This window comes from Fuscovulum ytuae (assembly GCF_029953595.1).
Taxonomy (GTDB): domain Bacteria; phylum Pseudomonadota; class Alphaproteobacteria; order Rhodobacterales; family Rhodobacteraceae; genus Paragemmobacter; species Paragemmobacter ytuae.
This window is the reverse complement of sequence record NZ_CP124535.1, coordinates 3,321,535-3,343,440: the sequence shown is the minus strand read 5'-3', so window position 1 is coordinate 3,343,440 and position 21,906 is coordinate 3,321,535. Positions and strand designations below refer to the sequence as shown.

At 66.0% G+C, this 21,906-nt stretch carries 20 protein-coding genes; 9 read left to right on the top strand and 11 right to left on the bottom strand.

What is annotated here, in order from left to right; genetic code table 11:
* Positions 1–25 precede the first annotated feature (25 nt).
* Together QF092_RS16175 and QF092_RS16170 are read left to right on the top strand one after the other, a co-directional pair.
* On the top strand, positions 26–2,671 hold the full coding sequence (locus QF092_RS16175; RefSeq protein ID WP_281465461.1) for an OmpA family protein: 2,646 nt from the start codon (positions 26–28) through the stop codon (positions 2,669–2,671).
* 36 nt (positions 2,672–2,707) lie between these two features.
* A complete protein-coding gene (locus tag QF092_RS16170; RefSeq protein WP_281465459.1) occupies positions 2,708–3,037 on the top strand; it encodes a hypothetical protein in 330 nt (109 codons plus the stop codon).
* A gap of 54 nt (positions 3,038–3,091) precedes the next feature.
* Here QF092_RS16170 and QF092_RS16165 read toward each other — a convergent pair whose 3' ends face one another.
* Positions 3,092–3,898 (bottom strand): alpha/beta hydrolase, encoded by an 807-nt coding sequence (locus tag QF092_RS16165; protein ID WP_281465457.1) that lies wholly within the window; start codon positions 3,896–3,898, stop codon positions 3,092–3,094.
* Between the two features lie 119 nt (positions 3,899–4,017).
* Here QF092_RS16165 and QF092_RS16160 point away from each other — a divergent pair, with 119 nt between their 5' ends.
* The 3 genes from QF092_RS16160 to QF092_RS16150 all read left to right on the top strand — a co-directional run bounded on the left by QF092_RS16160 (position 4,018) and on the right by QF092_RS16150 (position 6,656).
* A complete protein-coding gene (locus tag QF092_RS16160) occupies positions 4,018–5,496 on the top strand; it encodes an NAD-dependent succinate-semialdehyde dehydrogenase (RefSeq protein WP_281465455.1) in 1,479 nt (492 codons plus the stop codon).
* A 203-nt stretch (positions 5,497–5,699) separates the two neighbouring features.
* Positions 5,700–5,987 (top strand): hypothetical protein, encoded by a 288-nt coding sequence (locus QF092_RS16155; RefSeq protein WP_281465454.1) that lies wholly within the window; start codon positions 5,700–5,702, stop codon positions 5,985–5,987.
* A gap of 144 nt (positions 5,988–6,131) precedes the next feature.
* Positions 6,132–6,656, top strand: coding sequence for a peptidoglycan-binding domain-containing protein (locus QF092_RS16150; protein ID WP_281465451.1), 525 nt, complete (start codon positions 6,132–6,134; stop codon positions 6,654–6,656).
* 59 nt (positions 6,657–6,715) lie between these two features.
* Here the strand turns inward: QF092_RS16150 and QF092_RS16145 are convergent, their stop codons facing one another.
* From QF092_RS16145 to QF092_RS16120, 6 genes are all read right to left on the bottom strand, one after another.
* On the bottom strand, positions 6,716–7,189 hold the full coding sequence (locus tag QF092_RS16145; RefSeq protein ID WP_281470062.1) for an Hsp20 family protein: 474 nt from the start codon (positions 7,187–7,189) through the stop codon (positions 6,716–6,718).
* A gap of 145 nt (positions 7,190–7,334) precedes the next feature.
* The gene (locus tag QF092_RS16140; RefSeq protein ID WP_281465449.1) at positions 7,335–8,126 is read right to left on the bottom strand and encodes a trypsin-like serine peptidase; all 792 of its coding nucleotides are present in this window, start codon (positions 8,124–8,126) and stop codon (positions 7,335–7,337) included.
* A 111-nt stretch (positions 8,127–8,237) separates the two neighbouring features.
* Positions 8,238–9,521 (bottom strand): glycolate oxidase subunit GlcF, encoded by a 1,284-nt coding sequence (gene glcF / locus QF092_RS16135; RefSeq protein ID WP_281465447.1) that lies wholly within the window; start codon positions 9,519–9,521, stop codon positions 8,238–8,240.
* Between the two features lie 9 nt (positions 9,522–9,530).
* The gene (locus QF092_RS16130) at positions 9,531–9,842 is read right to left on the bottom strand and encodes a hypothetical protein (RefSeq protein WP_281465445.1); all 312 of its coding nucleotides are present in this window, start codon (positions 9,840–9,842) and stop codon (positions 9,531–9,533) included.
* Position 9,843: 1 nt separating this feature from the next.
* Positions 9,844–10,938 (bottom strand): FAD-binding protein, encoded by a 1,095-nt coding sequence (locus QF092_RS16125; RefSeq protein WP_281465443.1) that lies wholly within the window; start codon positions 10,936–10,938, stop codon positions 9,844–9,846.
* A 94-nt stretch (positions 10,939–11,032) separates the two neighbouring features.
* Positions 11,033–12,466 carry an FAD-linked oxidase C-terminal domain-containing protein gene (locus QF092_RS16120; protein WP_281465441.1) on the bottom strand — a complete coding sequence of 478 codons (1,434 nt, stop codon included), beginning with the start codon at positions 12,464–12,466 and terminating at the stop codon, positions 11,033–11,035.
* Positions 12,467–12,570: 104 nt separating this feature from the next.
* On the opposite strand from QF092_RS16120, the gene QF092_RS16115 reads away from it, so the two are divergent.
* Complete coding sequence (locus QF092_RS16115; protein WP_281470060.1) at positions 12,571–13,254, top strand: DUF599 domain-containing protein; 684 nt, start codon at positions 12,571–12,573, stop codon at positions 13,252–13,254.
* Here the strand turns inward: QF092_RS16115 and QF092_RS16110 are convergent.
* From QF092_RS16110 to QF092_RS16095, 4 genes are read right to left on the bottom strand one after another with little or no spacing between them, the layout of a single operon-like run.
* A complete protein-coding gene (locus tag QF092_RS16110) occupies positions 13,251–15,329 on the bottom strand; it encodes a hypothetical protein (RefSeq protein WP_281465439.1) in 2,079 nt (692 codons plus the stop codon). The genes QF092_RS16115 and QF092_RS16110 overlap by 4 nt on opposite strands.
* Positions 15,326–18,106: a DUF4159 domain-containing protein gene (locus tag QF092_RS16105; RefSeq protein WP_281465437.1), complete on the bottom strand. Its 2,781-nt coding sequence runs from the start codon at positions 18,104–18,106 to the stop codon at positions 15,326–15,328. Before QF092_RS16105 ends, QF092_RS16110 begins: the two co-directional genes overlap by 4 nt.
* On the bottom strand, positions 18,106–18,984 hold the full coding sequence (locus QF092_RS16100) for a DUF58 domain-containing protein (protein ID WP_281465435.1): 879 nt from the start codon (positions 18,982–18,984) through the stop codon (positions 18,106–18,108). Before QF092_RS16100 ends, QF092_RS16105 begins: the two co-directional genes overlap by 1 nt.
* Positions 18,981–19,985, bottom strand: a complete 1,005-nt coding sequence (locus QF092_RS16095) for an AAA family ATPase (protein WP_281465433.1) — start codon at positions 19,983–19,985, stop codon at positions 18,981–18,983. Before QF092_RS16095 ends, QF092_RS16100 begins: the two co-directional genes overlap by 4 nt.
* Positions 19,986–20,057: 72 nt before the next feature.
* On the opposite strand from QF092_RS16095, the gene QF092_RS16090 reads away from it, so the two are divergent.
* The 3 genes from QF092_RS16090 to QF092_RS16080 all read left to right on the top strand — a co-directional run bounded on the left by QF092_RS16090 (position 20,058) and on the right by QF092_RS16080 (position 21,674).
* Entirely contained in the window at positions 20,058–20,645 is a 588-nt protein-coding gene (locus QF092_RS16090) for a DUF1285 domain-containing protein (protein ID WP_281465431.1), read from the top strand.
* Positions 20,646–21,422: a hydroxypyruvate isomerase family protein gene (locus tag QF092_RS16085; protein ID WP_281465429.1), complete on the top strand. Its 777-nt coding sequence runs from the start codon at positions 20,646–20,648 to the stop codon at positions 21,420–21,422. It abuts the gene before it with no gap.
* 66 nt (positions 21,423–21,488) lie between these two features.
* On the top strand, positions 21,489–21,674 hold the full coding sequence (locus QF092_RS16080) for a zinc-finger domain-containing protein (RefSeq protein WP_281465427.1): 186 nt from the start codon (positions 21,489–21,491) through the stop codon (positions 21,672–21,674).
* Positions 21,675–21,906: the final 232 nt, after the last annotated feature.

The window sequence follows — 21,906 nt, the reverse complement described above, 5'->3', positions numbered from 1 at the left end:
CCGACCGAAGGAACACGTCCCACTCATGCGCCTGCCCAAGCCGCGCCTGCCCAACCTGCGCCTTCCCAACGGATGGGCCGCACCGCGCCGCCTGCCGCAGGGGGTGATCGCCCTTGGCGCCTTCGCCGTCGCGGGCATTGCAGCCATCGGCATCGCCACCACAGCGGCTGAGGTGATCGAACGCCGCTCGGTCAAGGCGGTGAACTGGGTCATGGCGCAGGACGGCATCACATGGGTCACCGCACAGGCCGACGGGATGCTTGTCACCCTCACCGGCAACGCCCCGAACGAAGCCGCGCGCTTCCGCGCCGTCAACCTTGCAGGCACGGTGATCGACACTGGCCGCGTCCGAGACGAATTGACCGTCACCCCCGTCACCCAGATCGAGGCCCCCCGCTTCTCGGTCGAAATGCTGCGCAATGATGACGGGATACAGCTGATCGGCCTGCTTCCCGAAGGCCCAAATGAACAAACCCTCGCCCTTGCCGCAGGCGAACTCAGCCGCGGCATTCCCGTGGCGGATATGCTGGAAATCGCGGCCTATACACCGCCTGAAACATGGCAACCCGCCTTCGATTTCGGCCTTGCGGCCCTAAAACTCCTGCCCCGCTCCAAGATCTCCGTCGCTGCCGATGCCGTCACCGTCACCGCCATCGCAACAAGCGATGCCGAAAAGCGCAGGCTGGAAAGCGAACTCGCCCGCATGCGCCCCGAAGGCCTGCCGGTCACCATCGATATTTCCGCCCCCCGCCCCGTCATCACTCCCTTCACGCTCCGCTTCGTCAAGGATGCTGAAGGCGCACGCTTTGATGCCTGCTCGGCCGATACCGAGGCGGCCCGTTCCCGCATCCTCGCTGCCGCCATCGCCGCCGGGATGGAAGGCAAGGGCAGCTGCACCATCGGCCTTGGCGTCCCCTCCCCCCGCTGGGCCGAAGCCGTCGAATCCGCCATCCGCGCCGTCACGGCCATCGGGAATGCAACCGTCACTTTCTCGGACGCCGATGTCTCGCTCATCGCCGCCGAAGGCACCGATCAATCCGCCTTCGACCGCGCGGTCGGAGAGCTTAAGGCCGCTTTGCCCGCCTCCTTCTCGCTTGCCGCATCCCTCCCCCGCCCTGCGACCGTCACCGCAGGCCCGGCCGAATTCACTGCCACCCTCGCCCCCACAGGCAAGGTCGACATGCGCGGCCGCCTGACCGATGACATGGTCCGCGCCGCCGTCGACAGCTTTGCCAAGGTCGAATTCGGCGCGGGCAATGTCTATAACGCCACCCGCCTTGACCCCGAACTTCCCGATGGTTGGCCCGTCCGCGTCCTCGCCGGGATCGAGGCACTCGGAGAGTTGGAGGAAGGCTCCCTCCTCGTCCGTCAGGACACGGTCGAAGTGTCGGGCGTGACGGGGTCGCAAAACGCCCGTGGCCGGATCAGCCAGATCCTTTCCGAAAAGCTCGGTCAGGGCAAAACCTTCAAGGTCGATGTCCGCTATGACGAGGCGCGCGATCCCCTCGCTGCCCTGCCTACCCCCGAAGAATGCATGGCCACTCTCGATGCCATCCTCTCCGAACAGAAGATCACCTTCCCGCCGGGATCTGCCGAAATCGACGGCACCAATGCCCAGTTGATGACCCGTATCGCCGATGCGCTGAACGAATGCACCGCCTTGCCCTTGGAAATCGCGGGTCACACCGATTCCCAAGGGTCCGAGGAAGGCAACCGCGCCCTGTCGCAGGCCCGCGCCGATGCGGTCCTGCTCGCCCTGCAGGGCCGTCGGGTCGAGGTGTCGCTGATGCGCGCCGTGGGCTATGGCGAAAGCCGCCCAATCGCCGACAATGGCAGCGAAGAAGGCCGCGAAGCCAACCGCCGCATCGAAATCACAATGATCGGCGCCCCAGAAGCGGACACAACAGTGGCGGATGCCGCCGCCGCCCTTGCCGAACCCCCCGAAACTCCTGAAACGCCCGAAACACCGGTGGCGGCGACCAAAGCGCCTGAAGCCGTGGCCGAAGCGACCGGCACCACCCTTGCCGCCCCCCTTCCCCCCGCCGACGCCGCCGCCTGCGTGGCCAACATCACCGCGCTTCTGTCCCGCAACAAGATCACCTTCGATCCGGGTTCCGACGACATTTCCTCTGCCTCTGCGGGCCTTGTCTCCGCCCTTGGCGAGCTGCTCAAGCAATGCCCCGGCAAACCGATCGAAGTGGCCGGCCATACCGACAGCCAAGGCACCTCGCGCAACAACCTCACCCTGTCCGAAGATCGCGCCAAGGCGGTTCTGGTCGCGCTGAAGGAACGCGGGGTCGATGTCTCCACCATGAAGGCCGTGGGCTATGGCGAAGACAAGCCAATCGCCGACAACAGCACCGAAGAGGGGCGCGAGGCCAATCGCCGCATCGAATTCACCCTGATCGGCGAACCTGCGCCAGCACCCGCCACCGACGAACCCGCTGCGCCCGAAGCCCCGGCCAATTCCGCGCCCGACCAACCGGCACAGGTGGAAAACCCCGCCGAACCGCCCGCCGAACCGCCCACCGACGCACAACCAGTCACAACCGGCACCACACCCGCCACACCCCCGACAGGCGCGCCCGATTTCTCGAATGACACCAGCCCCTCCATCGCCCCGCAGGAAAAGACCTTGCGTCCGTCGCCCCGCCCCGCGAATAACGGCTAAGGCGTAATCGTAGAGACAGGGTGTAGACGCAGGGCCATGAACCGTCAGGAATTCATCACCGCCACCGCCATCATCCTTTTGTTGGCCTTCGCGCTTGGCTGGTTCACCTATTGGCTCTTGCACCGCTTCACCCGCGTGGCCGGCGGCGACGTGGCGGAAATGGACAACCTCGCCCAATCCCTGCACGAGGCTGAAGAGGCCCGCGATCAGGCGCTGATCTATCTTGAGGAACGCGAAGCCGAACTCCTCAACCAGATCGCCCAGACCGAGGCCGAGTTGCGCGCCGCCATGGAAGGCCTACGCGACGCGCGGCACGAGGCGGAAGAGATGCGCGCCTATATCGAACGCATGCACGCCGCAAACTGACGCAAGCCCACATTTCTTCGAAGAAATTTGCGACGGTCTTCCAAGATTCTTCGCTTAAAGCCCGCCGATACAGGCCTCCGTCAGGGCCGATCCCGGATCGGCCAGCGCCTCCACCACGTCGAAATGATGTCGCCCCGGATCGACGGTCCAAGGGCAATCCCATTCCTCTGACAAAAGCCGCGCCTGCCACAGGAAGGCGGGCCGCTCCTGCCCGCCCACCCAGACATGGGCCTCCACCCCTGCCTTCCGCGCCAACCGTGCCGGGCTTTCCCCCGCGCATTCCGTTGCGTCCAGATGCAGCTTCTCCTGCATCTCCGTCTCCATCAGGGGGGCCAACTCCGCTAGGGGCGAGATCGGCACCACCCGCCGCAGCCCCGGCACCGCCCGATCCGCGCATCCCATCCGTGCCGCCAGATGCCCGCCCGCCGAATGCCCCGCCACCACCACAGGCACGCCGGGCACGGCTTTCACCGCTGCCGCACAGGCCGCCGCGATCTCGCCCGTGATCTCACTAATCCGCGCCTCGGGGGCCAGCGTGTAGGATGGCACCGCACAGGCCCATCCCCGGGCCACCGAGCCGCCTGCCAGATGCGACCACGTCTCGCGCCCAAAGGCCAGCCAATAGCCCCCATGGACAAAGACCATCAGCCCGTGCGCCTTCTCCTCTGGCAGGAACAGATCGAACCGCTGCCGCGCGCCGTCGCCATAGGCCAGCCCCAGCCGCGCCCGCCCGCCCAGTCCCTCGCGAAACGCCGCCGCCGCCGCCGCCCACTGCGGCGGATAGGCATCCGCCCCCGCAATGAAGGCCCCATTCGCATAGGCGCGGTCCGCCGCGCTGCGCCACTGCTGCCCTTTGCTCATCCGATTTCCGCCGATTTGATCAAAATCTTCCCGCCTTGCCGCAAATTTCCCCCGCCAGAACTGGACAAGCCCCCCCTCGCGGATGCATCCATCCTTAACCCGAAACGCCGGAGGCCCACATGCTCGATTCCGTCACCAATCTCGCCGCGCTGCTGAAAGACCCGACCCTTCTGGTCACCAAGGCCTATGTCGCGGGCCAATGGATCGATGCCGATGACGGCACCACCTTCCCGGTCACCAACCCCGCCCGTGGCGACGTGATCTGCACCCTGCCGAACCTTGGCCGCGCGGAAACTGCCCGCGCCGTCGCCGCGGCTGAAACCGCGATGAAGGAATGGGCCGCCCGCACCGGCAAGGAACGCGCGGCCATCCTGCGCAAATGGTTCGATCTGATGATGGCCAATCAGGATGACCTTGGGAAAATCCTGACCGCCGAGATGGGCAAGCCCCTCGCCGAAGCAAAGGGCGAAGTCGCCTATGGCGCCTCCTTCATCGAATGGTTCGCCGAAGAGGCAAAGCGCGTCTATGGCGAAACCATCCCCGGCCATCAGCGCGACAAGCGCATCACCGTTATCAAACAGCCCATCGGTGTGGTGGGCTCCATCACACCTTGGAACTTCCCGAACGCCATGATCGCCCGCAAGGTGGGCCCGGCGCTTGCCGCAGGCTGCGGCTTCGTCGCCCGCCCTGCCGCCGAAACGCCGCTTTCGGCGCTGGCCATGGCGCTGCTTGGGGAACGCGCGGGGCTTCCGGCGGGGATCTTCTCGGTCATTACCTCCACCCGCTCTTCCGACATCGGCAAGGAATTCTGCGAAAACCACGCCGTGCGGAAACTCACCTTCACAGGCTCCACCGAAGTGGGCCGTATCCTGCTGCGTCAAGCGGCGGAACAGGTGATGAAATGTTCCATGGAACTGGGCGGCAACGCCCCCTTCATCGTCTTCGACGACGCCGATCTGGATGCCGCCGTCGCAGGCGCGATGATCTCCAAATTCCGCAACAACGGACAGACCTGCGTCTGCGCCAACCGCATCTACGTGCAGGCCGGCGTCTATGATGCCTTCGCCAAGAAACTGGCCGAGGCCGTCGCCAAGACCAAGGTCGGCGATGGTCTGTCCGAAGATGTGACCTTCGGCCCCCTCATCAACGACAAGGCCGTGGTCAAGGTCGAAGAACACATCTCCGACGCGCTGGCCAAAGGCGCAAAGGTCGAAACCGGCGGCAAGCGCCACGAATTGGGCGGGTCCTTCTTCGAACCCACCATCCTCACCGGCGTCACCACCGACATGCTGGTGACCAACGAAGAAACCTTCGGCCCCCTCGCCCCCCTCTTCAAATTCGACACCGAAGAGGAAGTGGTCGCCATGGCCAACGCCACGATCTTCGGCCTTGCCTCCTATTTCTACGCCCGCGACATCGGCCGCATCACCCGTGTGCAAGAGGCGCTGGAATACGGCATGGTCGGCGTGAACACTGGTCTCATCTCCACCGAAGTCGCCCCGTTCGGCGGGGTCAAGCAATCCGGCCTTGGCCGCGAAGGCTCCCACCACGGGATGGAGGATTATCTGGAGATGAAATACATCTGCCTCAGCGTCTAAGGCACGGCCAACGCTCAGTATGTCATACCGCCCCCGCCCCCGTGGCGGGGGCGTTCTGCATTCTAGGGCAACACAAAAAGGGGCCACTCAGTGCCGATTCGCCACAGCTTTTAGGTGAATTATCCAAGGCTGGCACAACTTATTGCCAAGTCCCCATATCGGCCCTATTTGCCCGGATAATTGATTTTAAGAAAGATTCCTTTATGTCTGCCGATCAAGGGCCGCGCCTGTCCGTCGCCATCCATGATGCCGTCTCTCTCCCTCCGCACAAAGACCGGCCGCACCTCTCGCATGAAGACCGTCTCGCCGTCGCAGCCGAACTTTACCGCCTCGCCGACACGATCTCGTCCCCTCCCATCACCCATTCCGATGCCGTCGCGCGCCAGCAGGCCATCCTCCGGGTCAAGTCGTTGCGAGCACTGCTCAGAACGGCGGACGCTCTTCCCGAAAGCTGGCATAAACCCATGGCCAATGACGATGTCGCCCCCTGATATCAGATAACAGGCCCGCGCTTTTGCCTAGCATCGCGCCGCCTGCCACATCCGTCCCAAGGCAAACCGCCCCGGCAAGACGGCCCAGATCACCTGTCACGATCTGGCCAAGGCGTCGGGCAAGAACCCGAAAGGACAGATGACATGCTGCCGAACTTCCGCACCGCGACAACCGCCGCCATCGCGGCCCTCGCCCTCGCCGCCACCACCGCCGCCCCCGTGCAGGCAGGCCAGCGCGAGCGTGATTTCCTCAAGGGCGTCGCCGCCACCGTGATCGTCGGCACCGTGCTGAAAAGCATGAACACCCAGCGCGCACAGGCCCAGCAGCCGCGCTATGTCCCGCAACAGCCGCGCCAGCAGGCCCAGCAGCCGCAATATTACGCCCCCCCGGCCCCGCGCGAACCCGTCTATTTCGCCCCGCCGCCGGTCCAGCGGCACGGCATCTCTACCTCGGCCGCTGCGCAGGCCTTCAAAAGCTACAGCCCCAGCGAACGCCGCGCCATCCAGCGCCAACTGGCCCGTCAGGGCTATTACGGTGGGGCCATCGACGGCGTCTTCGGCCCGGCCACCTTCCGTGCCATCTCGGCCTATGCCGCCGATCGCAACCTGAATGCAGGGATCGACAGCGCCTCGGGGGCCTATACCGTCTATGACAGCCTGATCTACTAACCGAAAAAGGGGCGCCCTTCCGGGCGCCCCAGCAACCGATCCGACAGGGGCGTCGCGGATCAGTTGGCCTTCGCAGCCGTCCCTTCCAGAACCGGTGCGGCAACGCTGGTTGCGGTCGAAATCTCGATCCGGCGCGGCTTCAACGCCTCCGGCGTCTCGCGGACCAGATCGATATGCAGCATCCCATGCTCATGCACCGCACCCGACACGCGCACATGATCGGCCAGCGCAAAGCGGCGTTCAAAGGCGCGCGTGGCGATGCCACGATGCAAATAGGTCTTTTCAGTTGTCTCCGGCGCCTTGCGCGCCGTCACCAAAAGAGTGCCATCCTTCACCTCGACTCCCAGTTCATCAGGCGTGAACCCGGCCACGGCGATCGAAATGCGATAGGCATCCTCGGCGGTCTTTTCGATGTTGTAGGGCGGATAGGTCGGCTGCGCGACCTCGGTCGTCAGAACGCGATCCATCAGATCGGCGATCCGGTCAAAACCGACGGTGGCACGATAAAGCGGGGCGAAATCCAGCGTTCGCATAAGGGTCATCCTCCATCGAGCGATGCTATGTTGCTGCCCTCCATCACGGACGGGCGGTGAGTGGCCGGCCCCTCATGGGCATCCGGCACACCCTAGACGTGGGAAAAGGCGCGCGGCTTTTCAAGCCCTGCGACAGACTGCCCTCTTAGGGCGCCACTTTCAGAAACTTCGCCCCGCCGCCCGATCCCGACAAGACCCGCACGCCGGGGGCCTTGCGCGGTGCATCCGCCTCCATCGCCGCCTGAAGGCGCGCCAAAGGCTCCATTAATGGCACCGCCAGCGCGACAGGTGCCCCATCCACCTCGGCCTTGGCCGACACCACCGACACGATCCGCATCTGCCCCTCGCGCAGCGCAAAGACCGGCGCGCCCGAGGCCCCGAAATCCACCGCACAGGTCAGCACCATCAAATCGCTGCGCTGCGCCATGATCTCGCAGACCTCCTGCAATGAGGGGGCCTCTGACCGATCCTTGGCATAGGACACGATGCCCACCTCTTCCCCCTTCTTCGGGGTCCAGTCGGTGGCAAAGGGCTGGACTTGCGGCAGAAGGATCGGCTGATCCAGCCGCAACAGCGCAAGATCACGCCCTACCCGCGTCAAGTCCTCTTGCGGGCCAAGCACATAATCAGGATGCGCCACGGCACGGGACACATTGCGATAAGCCTCGGCACGCCCATTGCGCCAGCCTGCCAAAAACCGCATCTCGCCATCGGCGATGCGCGCGCCTGTCGTTTTATCAAAAAGACAATGCGCCGCCGTCAGAACCAGATCATCCGCAATCAGCGCCCCGGTGCAAAATCCGCGCCCGCCCAGCTCGATCCGCCCCACCGCTTCCCAGCCACGCCCCTGATCGCCCGTCTGCAACGATCGCATCGTCGGCCCCTCGGCCAGAGCGGGCGCAGCCATCAGCGACAGGATCAGGGCGGCAAGACGCATCTCTTCATCCGTTCCGGCAAGGTCACGCCCGGCCTAATCTGGCTTTCCGGCGGAAGTTTGGCACCACCGGGGCGGTCCGTCCATCCCGTAGGATGGGCAATACGGCCCATCCTACGCAAGACCGCGCGGCACGGGGCCCCCTGTCGCCCAATCCAGCAATTCCACCGTATGCACCACCGGCACCTCGGTCCCCGATCCGATCTGCATCATGCAGCCGATATTCCCGGCCGCGATCACATCCGGCCCCTTCGCCTCCAGCGTCCGCACCTTGCGGGCCTTCAACTCCTTGGAAATCTCGGGCTGCAACAGGTTATACGTCCCCGCCGACCCACAACACAGATGGCTGTCCGCAGGTTCCACCACCTCGAACCCCACCCGTTTCAGCAAATCCTTCGGCGCGGTCTTCACCTGCTGCCCATGCTGCAAGGAACAGGCCGCATGATAGGCAACCCGCATCCCCTTCGCCGCCCCTTCCGGCAACCCGATCCGCACCAGCAGTTCCGAGATGTCACAGGCCAGCCCCGCCACCGTCTTTGCCTCGTCGGCCAACGCCTCGGTGCGGAACATATGCCCATAATCCTTCACCGTCGTCCCACATCCCGACGTGTTGATGACGATGGCATCCAGCCCCTCGCCCCGCACTTCCGCCATGAATGCGCGGATATTCGCGGCGGCAAAACCATGCGCCTCCTCCTCGCGCCCCATATGATGCGTTAGCGCCCCGCAGCAGCCCATGCCCTTCGGCACCACCACCTCGCAGCCCAACCGCCGCAGCAGCCGGATCGTCGCATCATTGATATCGGTATTCAGCGCCTTCTGCGCGCAGCCCGTCATCAGCGCCACCCGCATCTTCCGCGCGCCCACGGGGGCAAAGCTCTGAGGGTCATCATTGCGCGACACGGGCGGCACCTGCTTCGGCACCATATCCAGCATCGCCTGCACCCGCGCATCCGGGATCAGCCGCGCGAAAGGCCGCCCCGCCTTGGCCAGAAGGATCGCCAGCCGGAACCGCATCGGATAGGGCAGCACCTTCGCCAGAACGAAACGCAGCGCCCGATCGGTGAAGGGCCGCTTATAGGTCGCCTCCACATGGGCGCGGGCATGATCGATCAGATGCATGTAATGCACGCCACTCGGGCAGGTCGTCATGCAGGCAAGGCACGAAAGGCAGCGGTCCAGATGTTTCACCGTGCGTTCATCGGCAGGACGCCCGCTTTCCAGCATATCCTTGATCAGATAGATGCGCCCCCTCGGACTGTCCAACTCGTCGCCCAGCACCTGATAGGTCGGGCAGGTCGCCGTGCAGAACCCGCAATGCACGCAAGAGCGCAAAATCTCGTTCGATCGCGCCAGCGCGGGCACCTTCAGCTGCTCATCGGTGAAAAACGTCTGCATCTCATCCCCTCACAGCAGCATCAGGAAAATCGCCAGCGCCGACAGCGCCAAGCCTACCGCCAGCGCGGGCCAAACCCAGCCCGCCGCCCCGTCGGGGATCATCCGCCGCACCCCCTGCGCCAGCGCGGCCAGCGCCACAGGGACGGCCCCGATCATCACCAGAAGCCGCGCGAAACCCTCATCCGCCGCTCCATCATTGGTGATCCAAACCAGCGCCAGCGCCGCCGCCGCAAGCCCGATCCCCAGCCCCGCCCGCGCCCGTGGCAGCAGGCACAGCGACACATAGATCGCCAGCGGATAGATGATGAAAACCAGCGCCATCTCAGGCCGCCTTCATCAGGCCGGGGTTCAGAACCCCGCGCGGATCGAACTTCGCTCTAAGGCCCGCCGACAGCGCCGCAAGCGCGGGTGGCTCCGGCTGGAAGGCAGGCACCGCCCCCTCGCCCCTGACCCGTGTCGCATGGCCCGTGAACCGCCCCAAGCGCGCCCGCAAATCCACCCCCGGCGCCATCCTCAGCCAGACCAACCCACCGCCCCAGTCATAAAGCGCAGCCTCCGCCCCCGCCTTCACGACCAGCGCTGGCGCCTCCGACGGCGTCACCGACAACCGCCAGACATCCCCCGGCTGCCCATGGAACGGGACCACATCCCGCACTTGCGACCAGACATCGCCGCCCACCTCTGCAACCGATCCGAACCGACCCAGCACCCGCGCCAATGCGCCCGCCCGATAGCGCACCGATGTCTCGAACCCTTCCAGCCGCAGGAACGTCCCCCGCCCCGGAATATGCGCCGCGCCCGTCACGTCATAAGGCGACCCCAGCGCCGCCGCCATGGCCGCCACCGCCGCCTCATCCGCCAGCCCTGCCACACACAGCGTCGCCTGCACTTCCGGCGCGGGCAATAGCTTGAACGCCACCTCGGTCAGCACGCCCAAAGTGCCATGTGACCCCGCCATCAGCTTCACAAGGTCGATCCCCGTGACATTCTTCATCACGCGCCCGCCATTGCGGACCACTGTCCCGGTCCCATCGACGAACCGAACCCCGATCAGACTGTCGCGGCATGCCCCCGCCTGCACCCGGCGCGGCCCACTCGCATTGGCGGCAACCACCCCGCCAATCGTACTTTCTCCGCCGCGCCCAAGAAGGCCCCGCATATCCGGTGGCTCGAATGGCAGGCGCTGCCCTTCCGCCGCCAGCACCCGCTCCACCTCGGTCAAGGGCGTCCCCGCCCCGACAACCAGCGTCAGGGCACCGGGCTCGTAAAGGGCCACCCCCGACAGCCCCCCCGTCTCCAGCACCGCACCGGGCCCGGGCGACCCGATCCCTCGCGTCCCGCCGCCCCGGATCACGAAAGGCCCCGCCGCCCCCCGCACCAACTCTGCCAGTTCCGCCTCATTTCCCGGTCGGTTCATCCCGCCCCCCGCACCACTGTCCAGCAGCGCCCTTCATTTTCTGTCTCTAAATTCCGACGGGGGTCCGGGGGTGTGAAACCCCGGCCCCGCACCCTCAGGCCGCGCGACGGCTCGCCGTTACATAAAGCGGAAACACCTTCGCCGGATTCAGCAGCCAGCCCGGGTCGAACACATCCTTCACCCGCAACTGCGCCTCCATATCCGTGTCGGAAAACTGCACCGACATCAGGTCGCGCTTTTCCACCCCCACGCCATGTTCGCCCGTCAGGCATCCCCCCACCTCGACGCACAGCTTCAGGATATCCGCGCCCAACGCCTCGGCGCGGTCCAGATCACCGGGCTGATTGGCGTTGAAGATGATCAGGGGATGCATATTCCCATCCCCGGCATGGAAGACATTCGCCACCCGCAGGCCGTATTGATCCGACAACTCGCCAATCCGGCGCAGCACAAGGGGCAAGGACGACACGGGGATCGTTCCATCAAGGCAGATGTAATCCCCCATCTGCCCCATCGCCCCGAAGGCCGATTTCCGGCCCAGCCAGATGCGTTTTGCCTCATCCTCGCTGGCCGCCTCGCGATAGGCCACGGGGTCATGCCGCGCGGCGATCTCCTTGATCCGGGCCAGCTGCTCGTCGATCTCGGCGGGGCTTCCCTCCACCTCGACGATCAAAAGCGCCTCGCAATCGGGATAGCCGGCCTTTGCAAAGGCCTCGGTCGCCTCGATGCAGGGGCGGTCCATGAATTCAATGGCCACGGGCAAAAGCCCGCCCTTGATGATGTCTGAAACGCAGGCCCCCGCCACCTCATTGGCGGCAAAGCCCATCAGCACGGGTCGCGCGCCTTCGGGTTTCGGCAGGATACGCAGCCAGGCCTCGGTCACCACGCCCAACTGCCCCTCGGACCCGCAGATCACCCCCAGCAGATCAAGCCCGCCCGCATCCATGTAAGGACCACCGATCTGCACCACCTCACCCGTCATGGTGACCAGCGTCACGCCCAAGAGGTTATTCGTCGTCACCCCGTATTTCAGGCAATGCGCCCCCCCGGAATTCATCCCGATATTCCCGGCAATCGCGCAGGCCAATTGGCTGGACGGATCGGGGGCGTAGAAAAAGCCCTCCGCCTCCACCGCGCCCGTGACGGAAAGGTTGGTCCGCCCCGACTGCACCCGGATGAAACGGTTGGCATAATCCGTCTCGATCACTTCATTCATCCGCGCCACGCCGATGACCACCGCATCCGGCGTGGGCAGCGACCCGCCCGCCAGCGACGTGCCCGCCCCGCGCGGGATCACCTTCACGCCCTCCGCATGGCATTCCCGCATCACCGCCGCGACCTCTTCCGTCGTGCGCGGCAACACCACCGCCAGCGGCAAACAGCGATAGGCCGTCAGCGCATCACATTCATAGGCCCGCGTCTCGGACGGATCGGAAATCAGCGAATCCTCCGGCAGCACCGCCGCCAGCCGCTCAAGGATACGCGCCCGTTTGGCAAGGATCACCGGATCGGGAACTGGCATTTCCATCGCGTTTCTCCTGTTTCACGGCGTGCGGCATGAATTGGTAAAAATATATAACCAATTTGCCCCGCTGACAAGCCACGCCATCGTGATAACCATCACCCATGGATATGTTGACCCATCTCGGCGCGCTCAGCGCTCCCGACCTGCTCGCCGTTCTGGCGGTCTTCCTGCTTTGGGCCGGGTCCGGCTGGGTGATCGAACACCCACCTGCAAGCCGCCCCTCGGTCAGCCTGATCATGCAGGACTATCGCCACGACTGGATGCGCCAATTCGTCACCCGCCAACCGCGCATCTTCGACGCGACGCTGATCGATTCCCTTCGCCAAGGCACGGCCTTCTTCGCCTCCGCCTGCATGATCGCCATCGGCGGCGGCGTGGCGCTGATCGGCAATTCCGAAAGGCTGCGCGGCATCGCTCAGGACCTGACCATCGACCCCGCCACCGTTCAGGTCGAGGTGAAGATGATCCTCTGCCTCGCCTTCCTCGCCAATGCGCTGTTGAAATTCGTCTGGGCGCATCGGCTCTTTGCCTATTGCGCCGTGCTGATGGCCGCCGTGCCGAATGACGTGACCGACCCGCAGGCCTATCCCCGCGCGGCACAGGCGGCCGATATCAACATCACCGCGGCGCGCAACTTCAACAAAGGCCTGCGCGCGATCTATTTCGCGCTGGCCGCGCTTGGCTGGCTTTTCGGGCCATGGGGCCTGATCCTTGCCACCCTCGCGGCCACCACCGTTCTGATGCGTCGCGAATTTGTCTCGCAATCCCGCGACGTGATGCTGCGGCGCTAGGCGGCGACGCTCGGTTTGCGGCCCACGCGCCGCCCTTCCACCAACCACGCGGCCACCGCCAGCCCCGCGACCAACAGCAGCCACAGCCAGCCCGGCAAAACCGGGGCCACCCGCACATCCTCGGTCACATAGGCCCCGCGCGGCGTGATCCCGATCCAGCCCCGCCCCGCTGCGGGCCGCCCCTCGCGCACCTCGCGCAGATCGGGCACCCCGTCCTCCAGCCGCAGGATGCCGCCATTCGTGGGCGTCACCACAGCCTCCAGCACATCGCCTGTCGCAATGGTTTCAACGAATTCGCGCGGTGCCGAAGGACCTACGGCCACCACCCGCGTGAGATCGCCCTGTTCCAGCCGATACAGCCCCATCATCGGCGCCTGCCATTCCAGCGCGAAACGCCCCGGCCCCACCTCTGGCATCGGCAACACGACCGCTGCGCCATCCGGCCCGGTGATCGTCACATCCCCCGGCGGCACTTCGGCAATCGACCGCCGGGTGATCGTCAGGGCCTGCCCCTGCGCCGCCGCGGTCAGCGCCTCTTCCTCCAGTTCCGGTTCCTTCAGCATCCAATGCGCCAGCCGCCGCAGCAGTTCCAACTGTGGCCCGCCGCCCTCATAACCGCGCCCCCACAGCCACATGTGATCCGATGCAAGAACGGCGACGCGCCCCTCTTCCACCCGGTTCAGCACCAGCAAAGGCCGATCTCCCGGCCCCGACATCACCACCTGCCCCGCACGCGGCACCACATCCACCTGCCGGAACCAGCGGCCCCACCCTTCTTCCGGGGCCAAGGCCTCAAGCCCCTCGGTCACTGGATGCCGCCGCCCCAGATCGGTCAGCGCTGGGCGGAAACCGCCCTCCACCACCCGCGCTGTGGGTTCCACCGGAAGCACATCCGCCAAGGGCGACCGCCACAGCGAATCCACCGCCCCAAATTCCGGCCCCGCGGCCACCAGCACCGTGCCGCCATCGCGCACATATTGCGCAACATTCTCCAGATAGGACATCGGCAGGATGCCCCGCATGCGATAGCGGTCAAAGATGATCAGATCGAATTCCTCGATCTTCTCGATGAACAATTCCCGCGTCGGAAAAGCGATCAGCGAAAGCTCCGTCACCGGAATCCCGTCCTGTTTTTCCGGCGGCCGCAGGATGGTGAAATGCACAAGGTCCACCGACGCATCCGACTTCAGCAGGTTCCGCCAGACCCGCTCCCCCGCATGCGGTTCGCCCGATACCAGCAGCACCCGCAGCCTGTCGCGCACCCCGTTGATCTGCACCACCGCCGCGTTGTTGCGATCCGTCAATTCCCCTTCTGCCGCCGGGGTTGCAAATTGCAGCACATTCATCCCGCCATGCGGCAGCACCACCGGCAGATCCAGATCCTGCCCCACCGGCACCCGATAGGTCTGTGGCGCGCCATCATCGACCGTGATCGTCAGATCCACATCCTGCACCCCGGGTGCCGCCCCCTGATCCTCGATCCGCAGGGTCAGCATCACCTCTTCATCCAGAATGGCAAAGGCCGGCGCGTTCTTCACCACCAAGCGGCGGTCCCAATCCGCCGCTTCGCCCGTTAGCAGCACATGCAAAGGCGCGGGCATGTTGGGTGCCAGCGCCACGTCATGGACCTGCCCATCCGTGATGACCACCGCCCCCGCCACCCGCGCGCGCGGCTCTTCTGACAACAATTCCGCCAAGGCCGTCATGGCGAGCGTTCCAGCATCCTCCGCCCCATCCGCGAAACGACGGATACGCAGCTCGGTATTCGCCCGTCCCGCCACCTCGGCCTCCAGCCCCGCGATGGCCTCTTCCACCTGCGCCGCCCGGTCGCCAAGACCTTGGCTCGCGCTTTCATCCACAACCACCAGCAGGATGTCAGACAAAGGCGCGCGCTCCTCCTCCTGCAACGACGGGTTGGCGATGGCCGCCAGCACCACCACCGCCGTAAGACCCCGCAACCACCACCCCGAAAGCCCCCGCCAAACCGCAAGCGCCAACAGAACCACGGCAAATGCCGCCAGCCCCCACAGCACGGGCCAAGGCACAAGGGGCGACAGGATCACGCTTGCCGTCATTGCCCCAACCTTTCCAGAAGGGCCGGCACATGCACCTGATCCGACTTATAATTCCCCGTCAGCACATGCATGATCAGGTTGATCCCGAAGCGGTTCGCCATCTCACGCTGACGCTCGCCCGCGAAACCGCGCCCCACCGGGAACATCGGCACCCCCATCTGATCCACAGCCCAAGCCGACGCCCAGTCATTCCCGCCGATCACCACCGGCGTCACCCCGTCATTCAGGTTGCGGAAGGGCATCCCCTCCACCTGTTCCGCATCCGGGGGGGCCGCCTCTACCCAGACGGGCGCCCCGCCGAAACGGCCCGGAAAATCCTGCAAAAGATAGAAAGTCCGCGTCAGCACATGATCCTGCGGCACAGGTTCCAAAGGCGGGATATTCAGCCCCGCCGCGATCCGCTGCAATTGCTGTGCTTCCGGCGTCGTCCCCCCTGCCCCCGCAACATCGCTGTCGCGCGTGTCAAAGAGGATCATGCCCCCCGTGCGCAGATAATCGTTCAGCTTCCGATAGGCATTGCCCGATGGCAATTGCTGCCCCGCCGTGACGGGCCAGTAAAGAAACGGGAAGAACGCCAACTCATCCCGCTCGATATCCACACCGATGGGGGCCTCCGGTTCGATCGAGGTCCGCTCCCACAGCCGCTCGCCCAACCCTCGCAAGCCCGCCTCGGCGACCTCATCCACCCGGGCATCGCCCGTGAGCACATGGCCCAGCACCACCGCCGTCGTCGCCGCCAACGCCAGCATATCCTCGCCCGGATCGGCCTCTTGCGCCCGCACACCGCCCGGCACCGCCACAAGGATCAGCGCCCCCATCACCGCCGCCGCCCGCGCCATCCCCGACAGCCGCCCCGAAAGCCACAGCGACGCCAGCACATCCACCATCAGCGCCACCAGCGCCGCCGACAGGAACCACCCCTTCAGCGCCTGTTCCGGCACCACATCCATCCCTTCGACAGGCGTGCCAAGCGGCCAGACCGCCGCCGCCAATTCCGTCTCCGCCGATACCGCATTCAGCGCCACGCGCCGCTCCGCCCCGGCATAAAGCCCCGGCGGCAGCGCCGCCCCCGGCCCATCGGCAACCGCCCCGGCCAGCGCGGCCCCTTCGACACCCGCCACCTCGCCCGCCTCAACCTCCTGCCCATAGGCATTCAGCAGGACTTCCGGCACCCAGACCTGCCCCTCCAGTTCCGCCGCCCCCGGCACCGCCGCGCGCGTCGAAACCGCCAACCGTTCCAGCATCTGCACAAACAGCCCCGACAGCGGCAGCGACGACCATTCCGCATTGGCCGTCACATGGAAAAGCACCACCTGCCCCTGCCCCACCGCCTTGCGCGTGACCAAAGGCGTCCCATCGGCCAGCGCGGCAATTGTCCGTTCCGCCAATTCCGGGTCGGGCTGGGCCAGAACCTGCGCCGTCACCTGCACCTCTTCCGTCACCGCCAGACCGTGAAAGGGCGACGCCTCCGGGAATGGGGCCAGCGTCTTGGGCTCCCCCCAGCTCATCGCACCGCCCACCGTCCGGCCACCCTCGCGCAGCCGCACGGGCATCAGCGGGTCTTCCGACATCCGCGCCACATCCGACGCCGCCACCTGCGGCCCGGCAAAGCGCAACAAAAGCCCGCCGCCATCCAGCCAGCCCAGCACCGCATCCGTTTCCGCCTGCGTCAGAACCGCCACATCCGCCAGCACGATCACATCCGGGTTGGCCAAGACCACATCGCTCAGCGACCCGTCGATCAACTCCGCCACCGGCTCCAGCGCCTGCCGCAAATAATGCGTGGCCGACAGAAGTTGCAGCCCCTCCGCCGCATCATCCCGCCCGCCGATCAGCGCCACCTTGCGCCGCTTCAGGCTGTCATCCGTCAGGCTCACCGCCCCGGTGGACCGCTGCCCCACCAGTTCGAACCGCGTGATCCGGTTGCGCAACTCCGGCGGCAGGGAAAGCGCCAGTTCCGCCCGCCCCTCGCCCGCGCCAAAGTCCAGCACGCCGCGCGCCAATTCCCGCTCCACCCCCGCCGGATCGGGGCCTCGCGCCGACACCTCGACCTCTGCGCCCTCGCCCGCAGGCATCCGGCTGGCCGCCACCGTCACCACCCCATCGGCAAATCCCGCCGGATGCAGCGCCAGCACAGGCCGCGGGCTTTGAAACACCGTCACCGAACCCCGCGCCGCCAGCGCCTCGAACAATTCGCCTTGCCCCGGACGGTCCAACCCATCCGACAGCCAATAGGTCTCGAACCCTTCCTCCGGCAGAACAGCCGCCCAGCCCGCAAGGTCCGATGGCAACCACGCCTGCGGCTCCAACGCCGCCAACCGCCCGGCCCATGCATCCGCCGCCTGAAACACGATGTCCCCCGGCGCATCCGTCAGCCGGATCGCCGCCACCACGCGCCCATCGCGCCCCGCCTCTTCAGCCAGCGCCACGGCCCGATCCACCCGGCGCGGCCAATCCCGCGCATCGGCCCAACCGCCATCCATCACGATAAGCAAGGGGCCATCCCCCGGCTCGCGCTGCTGCGGGTTCAGGATCGGCCCGGCAAAGGCAACAATTGCCGCCCCCACGGCCGCCATCCGCAGCAAAAGCAACCACCACGGCGTCCGGTCCGTCTCGTTATCCTCATCCTTCAGACCCAAGAGAAGCGCCACACCCGGAAACCGCCGCCGGATCGGCGCAGGTGGCACGGCCCGCAGGATCAGCCATAGGATCGGCAAGGCCGCCAGCGCCCAAAGCACCCAAGGGGCCGCAAATCCGATAGGGCCGATCATGAACATCAGCGCCCGCCCTCCAGCGCCCGATACAGAAACAACAGCGCAGGCTGCGCAGGCCCGCCCGTATGGTGGCAATGGTAATGCCACCCCACCGAACGCGCCAAATCCGTTAGCCGCGCCTTCCGTTCCGCCAGCCGCGCCAGATAGCGCGCGCGCAAATCACTCGCGCGCAGAGTCTCATGCCGCACCGTGCCGCCCATGCTTTCGAAAATGGTGCGCCCGTCGAAGGGAAACTCCTCTTCCGCCGGGTCCAGCACATGGCACAAGACGCCCCGCGCCCCCCGGTCCGAGGCGCGCGCAAGCGCCGTCTCCACCCCCGCCAGATCGCCCATGAAATCCGAAAGGAACACCGCCCGCCCATGGCTTGCGATGCCGCCCGCATCGGGGGTGCCGTAATCCTCGCCGTCCTCGGTCAGCCCGGCCAGCAGGCGCAGCATCTGCCCCCGCCCCGGCCTTGGCGGCACGCCCTCGCCCGCCAGCCCAACCCGCTCACCCCCGCGCAGCAACAGGACCGCCAGCGCCATCGCCAAAAGCCGCGCCCGATCCGCCTTCGTCACCCGCCCTTTCGCACCCGAAAAGGCCATCGACTTCGCCGGATCGACCCAAAGCGTCACCGACTGCGCCGCCTGCCATTCCCGCTCTCGCACATAGGTGGCGTCCGACCGCGCCGACCGCCGCCAATCAATCATCCGCACGCTGTCGCCCACATGCGTCGGGCGATATTGCCAGAATTCGTCGCCTTGCCCTGCCCGCCTGCGCCCATGTTCGCCCATCATGATGGTCGAGGCGAGCATCTCCGCCTCCGCAAGCAGCGGTGGGAGCGATTGGCCCAGCGTCTCGGCCCGCTCGCGCAGGCCATCAAAGGCAAAGTCGCCCGTCACGCCGCCGCCTCGATCCCCAGCGCCCGCGTGGCCGTCCGGTCAATGATCCCCGCAAGGCTTTCGCCCCTTGCCCGCGCCGCAAAGGACAGCGCCATCCGATGCGTCAGCACAGGCCGCGCCATCGCCGCCACATCCGCGACCGACGGTGCCAGCCGCCCATCCAGCAGCGCCCGCGCCCGCACCGTCAGCATCAGGGCCTGCGCCGCCCGCGGCCCCGGCCCCCAAGCCAGCGCATCGGCCAATTCGCGCCCCTCCGGCTCTCCCGGACGGCAGGACCGCACCAGATCAAGGATCGCTTCCACCACCTGATCCCCCACAGGCATCCGCCGCAGCACGCCCTGCGCCGCAATCAACCCCTCGGCGGTGAAGACCTGATGCGACGCGGCCTCCTCGGCCCCGGTCGTCGCAATCAGGATGTCCCGCTCCGTCGCCCGCGTCGGATAGTCGACATCGACCTGAACAAGGAACCGGTCCAGCTGCGCCTCAGGCAGCGGATATGTGCCTTCCTGTTCAATCGGGTTCTGCGTCGCCAGCACATGAAAAGGCCGCCCCAAGGGGCGATGCTGCCCCGCGATGGTCACCTCCCGCTCCTGCATCGCCTGAAGCAGCGCCGATTGCGTCCGCGGGCTGGCGCGGTTGATCTCATCCGCCATCAGAAGCTGGCAGAAGATCGGCCCCTCGATGAACCGGAACGCCCGCGCCCCATCCGCCGCTGTTTCCAGCACCTCAGACCCAAGGATATCGGCGGGCATCAGATCGGGCGTGAACTGGATGCGGTTGCCCTTCAACCCCATCACCGTGGACAGCGTATCGACCAGCCGCGTCTTGCCCAAGCCTGGCAAACCCACCAGCAACGCATGCCCGCCGCACAGCATCGCGGCCAGCACAAGGTCGACCACCTTTTCCTGCCCGATGAAGCGGCGGTTGATTGAGGCCTTCGCCTCAGCCAAGGTTCCCCCCAGCGCTTCGATCTGGGCGACGAGGTCGGTCGCTTCGGCCATGACGTTGCTCTCCATCCGACTATATGATCGCATTAGACCCAACTATCCCGCCGGGCACAAATGGCAAAAAGAATGAGCGGACAAATGATCGTGAAACCCTCTGCAGAAGGACTCGCCGCCTCCGCTCAGGCGGCCAGCCGCAAGGGGCCGCCACCCGTGCATCTCTGGAACCCGCCCTTCTGTGGCGACATCGACATGCGCATCGCCCGTGACGGCACGTGGTTCTATCAGGGCACGCCCATCGGCCGCCCCGGCCTTGTGAAACTCTTCTCCGGCATCCTCAAAAAAGAGGGCGACCGCTTCTTCCTCGTCACGCCCGTGGAGAAAGTGGGCATCACCGTCGATGACGCCCCCTTCGTGGCGGTCGATTTCGACGTGTCAGGCGAAGGCAAGGACCAAAGCCTCACCTTCACCACCCATGTGGGCGAGACGGTGCCCCTCGATGCCGACCACCCCCTGCGGGTGGAACGCGATGCCGCCACGGGCGAACCCTCGCCTTACCTCCATGTCCGGGCTGGGCTTGAGGCGCTCATCGACCGGAAATCCTTCTATCGCCTCGTCGATCTCTGTGTTCACGCGCCTGTGGCGGGAAAAGACTGGTTCGGCCTCTGGTCATCGGGCAGGTTCTTTCCGGTGATTCCCTCGGAAGACCTGCCCTGAATGCCCCGTTTTGCCGCCAATGTGACGATGCTCTTCACCGAAGTGCCCATGTTGGCGCGCCCTGACCTTGCGCGCGAGGCGGGGTTCGACGGGATCGAGGTGCTGTTTCCCTACGACCATGCCCCCAAGGATTGGCAGGCCGCACTGTCGGGCATGCCCGTCGCGCTGATCAACACCCATCCCGGCGACTGGGCGGCGGGCGACCGGGGCCATGCCGCCGTCCCCGGCGAAACCGATGCCTTCCGCGCCAGCTTCAGCCGTGCCGCCGACCTTGCCGCCCAGCTTGGCGCAGGCCGCATCCACGTCATGGCCGGGGTTGCCCGCGGCCCTGCGGCCGAGGCGACCTATGTCGAGAACCTCGCTTGGGCGGCGGCGCAGGTGCCTGATCTGCACCTGACCATCGAACCGCTTAACCCCGATGACATGCCGGGCTATTTCCTTAACGATTTCGATCAGGCCGCGCGGATCGTGGATGATCTGGCCCTGCCCAATCTGGGCATCCAATTCGACCTCTGGCACGCCGCCCGCATCCATGGCGATGCCGACGCGGTCTGGGCCCGCCACAAGACGCGCGTGAACCATATCCAGATCGCGGGCTTCCCCGGTCGTAACGAACCGGGCGGCGGCGGCTTCGATCTGACGGGACTTTGCGCCGAACTGGACCGGACGGACTATCCCGGCTGGATTTCCGCCGAATACCTGCCTGCGCGGGCGACGGTGCATGGCCTGATGTGGCTTGCCGCGCTGAAGGGACGCGCAAGGCTGATCGGGGCCTGACCGTCCCACCCCTTGCCCCCGCCGCCGCAGGGGTTAGAATGCGCGCGCAGCAGCAAGAGGTTCGCCATGCCCATCGACGCCCCCGAAACCGAAGTCGTCACCCACTGGAAAGTGGCCTGCGACGGTGGCGAAGGCGCCCTTGGCCATCCCCGCGTCTGGCTGACCATCCCGCGCGATACGGGCTGGGTCGAATGCGGCTATTGCGACAAGCGCTATGTGATCGACCGCGACCACGCCCACGACGACCACTGACAGCGCCCGAAGAATTTTCACGGAAAATTCTTCTCTCCCCCCGCCCCGAAGAATTTTCATCCGAAAATTCTTCTTCAAAGGCCCGAAAATTTTTCATTCGAAAAATTTTCGGACGATGCCAATCGCGCGCTTGACCCAAGGTCAGGGCCGATGCACTGTCCTCTGCATGCTGAACCGTATCGCCCCCTTTGCCTATTACTTTACCGACGCGTCATAGGCGGCCGGTCAGCGT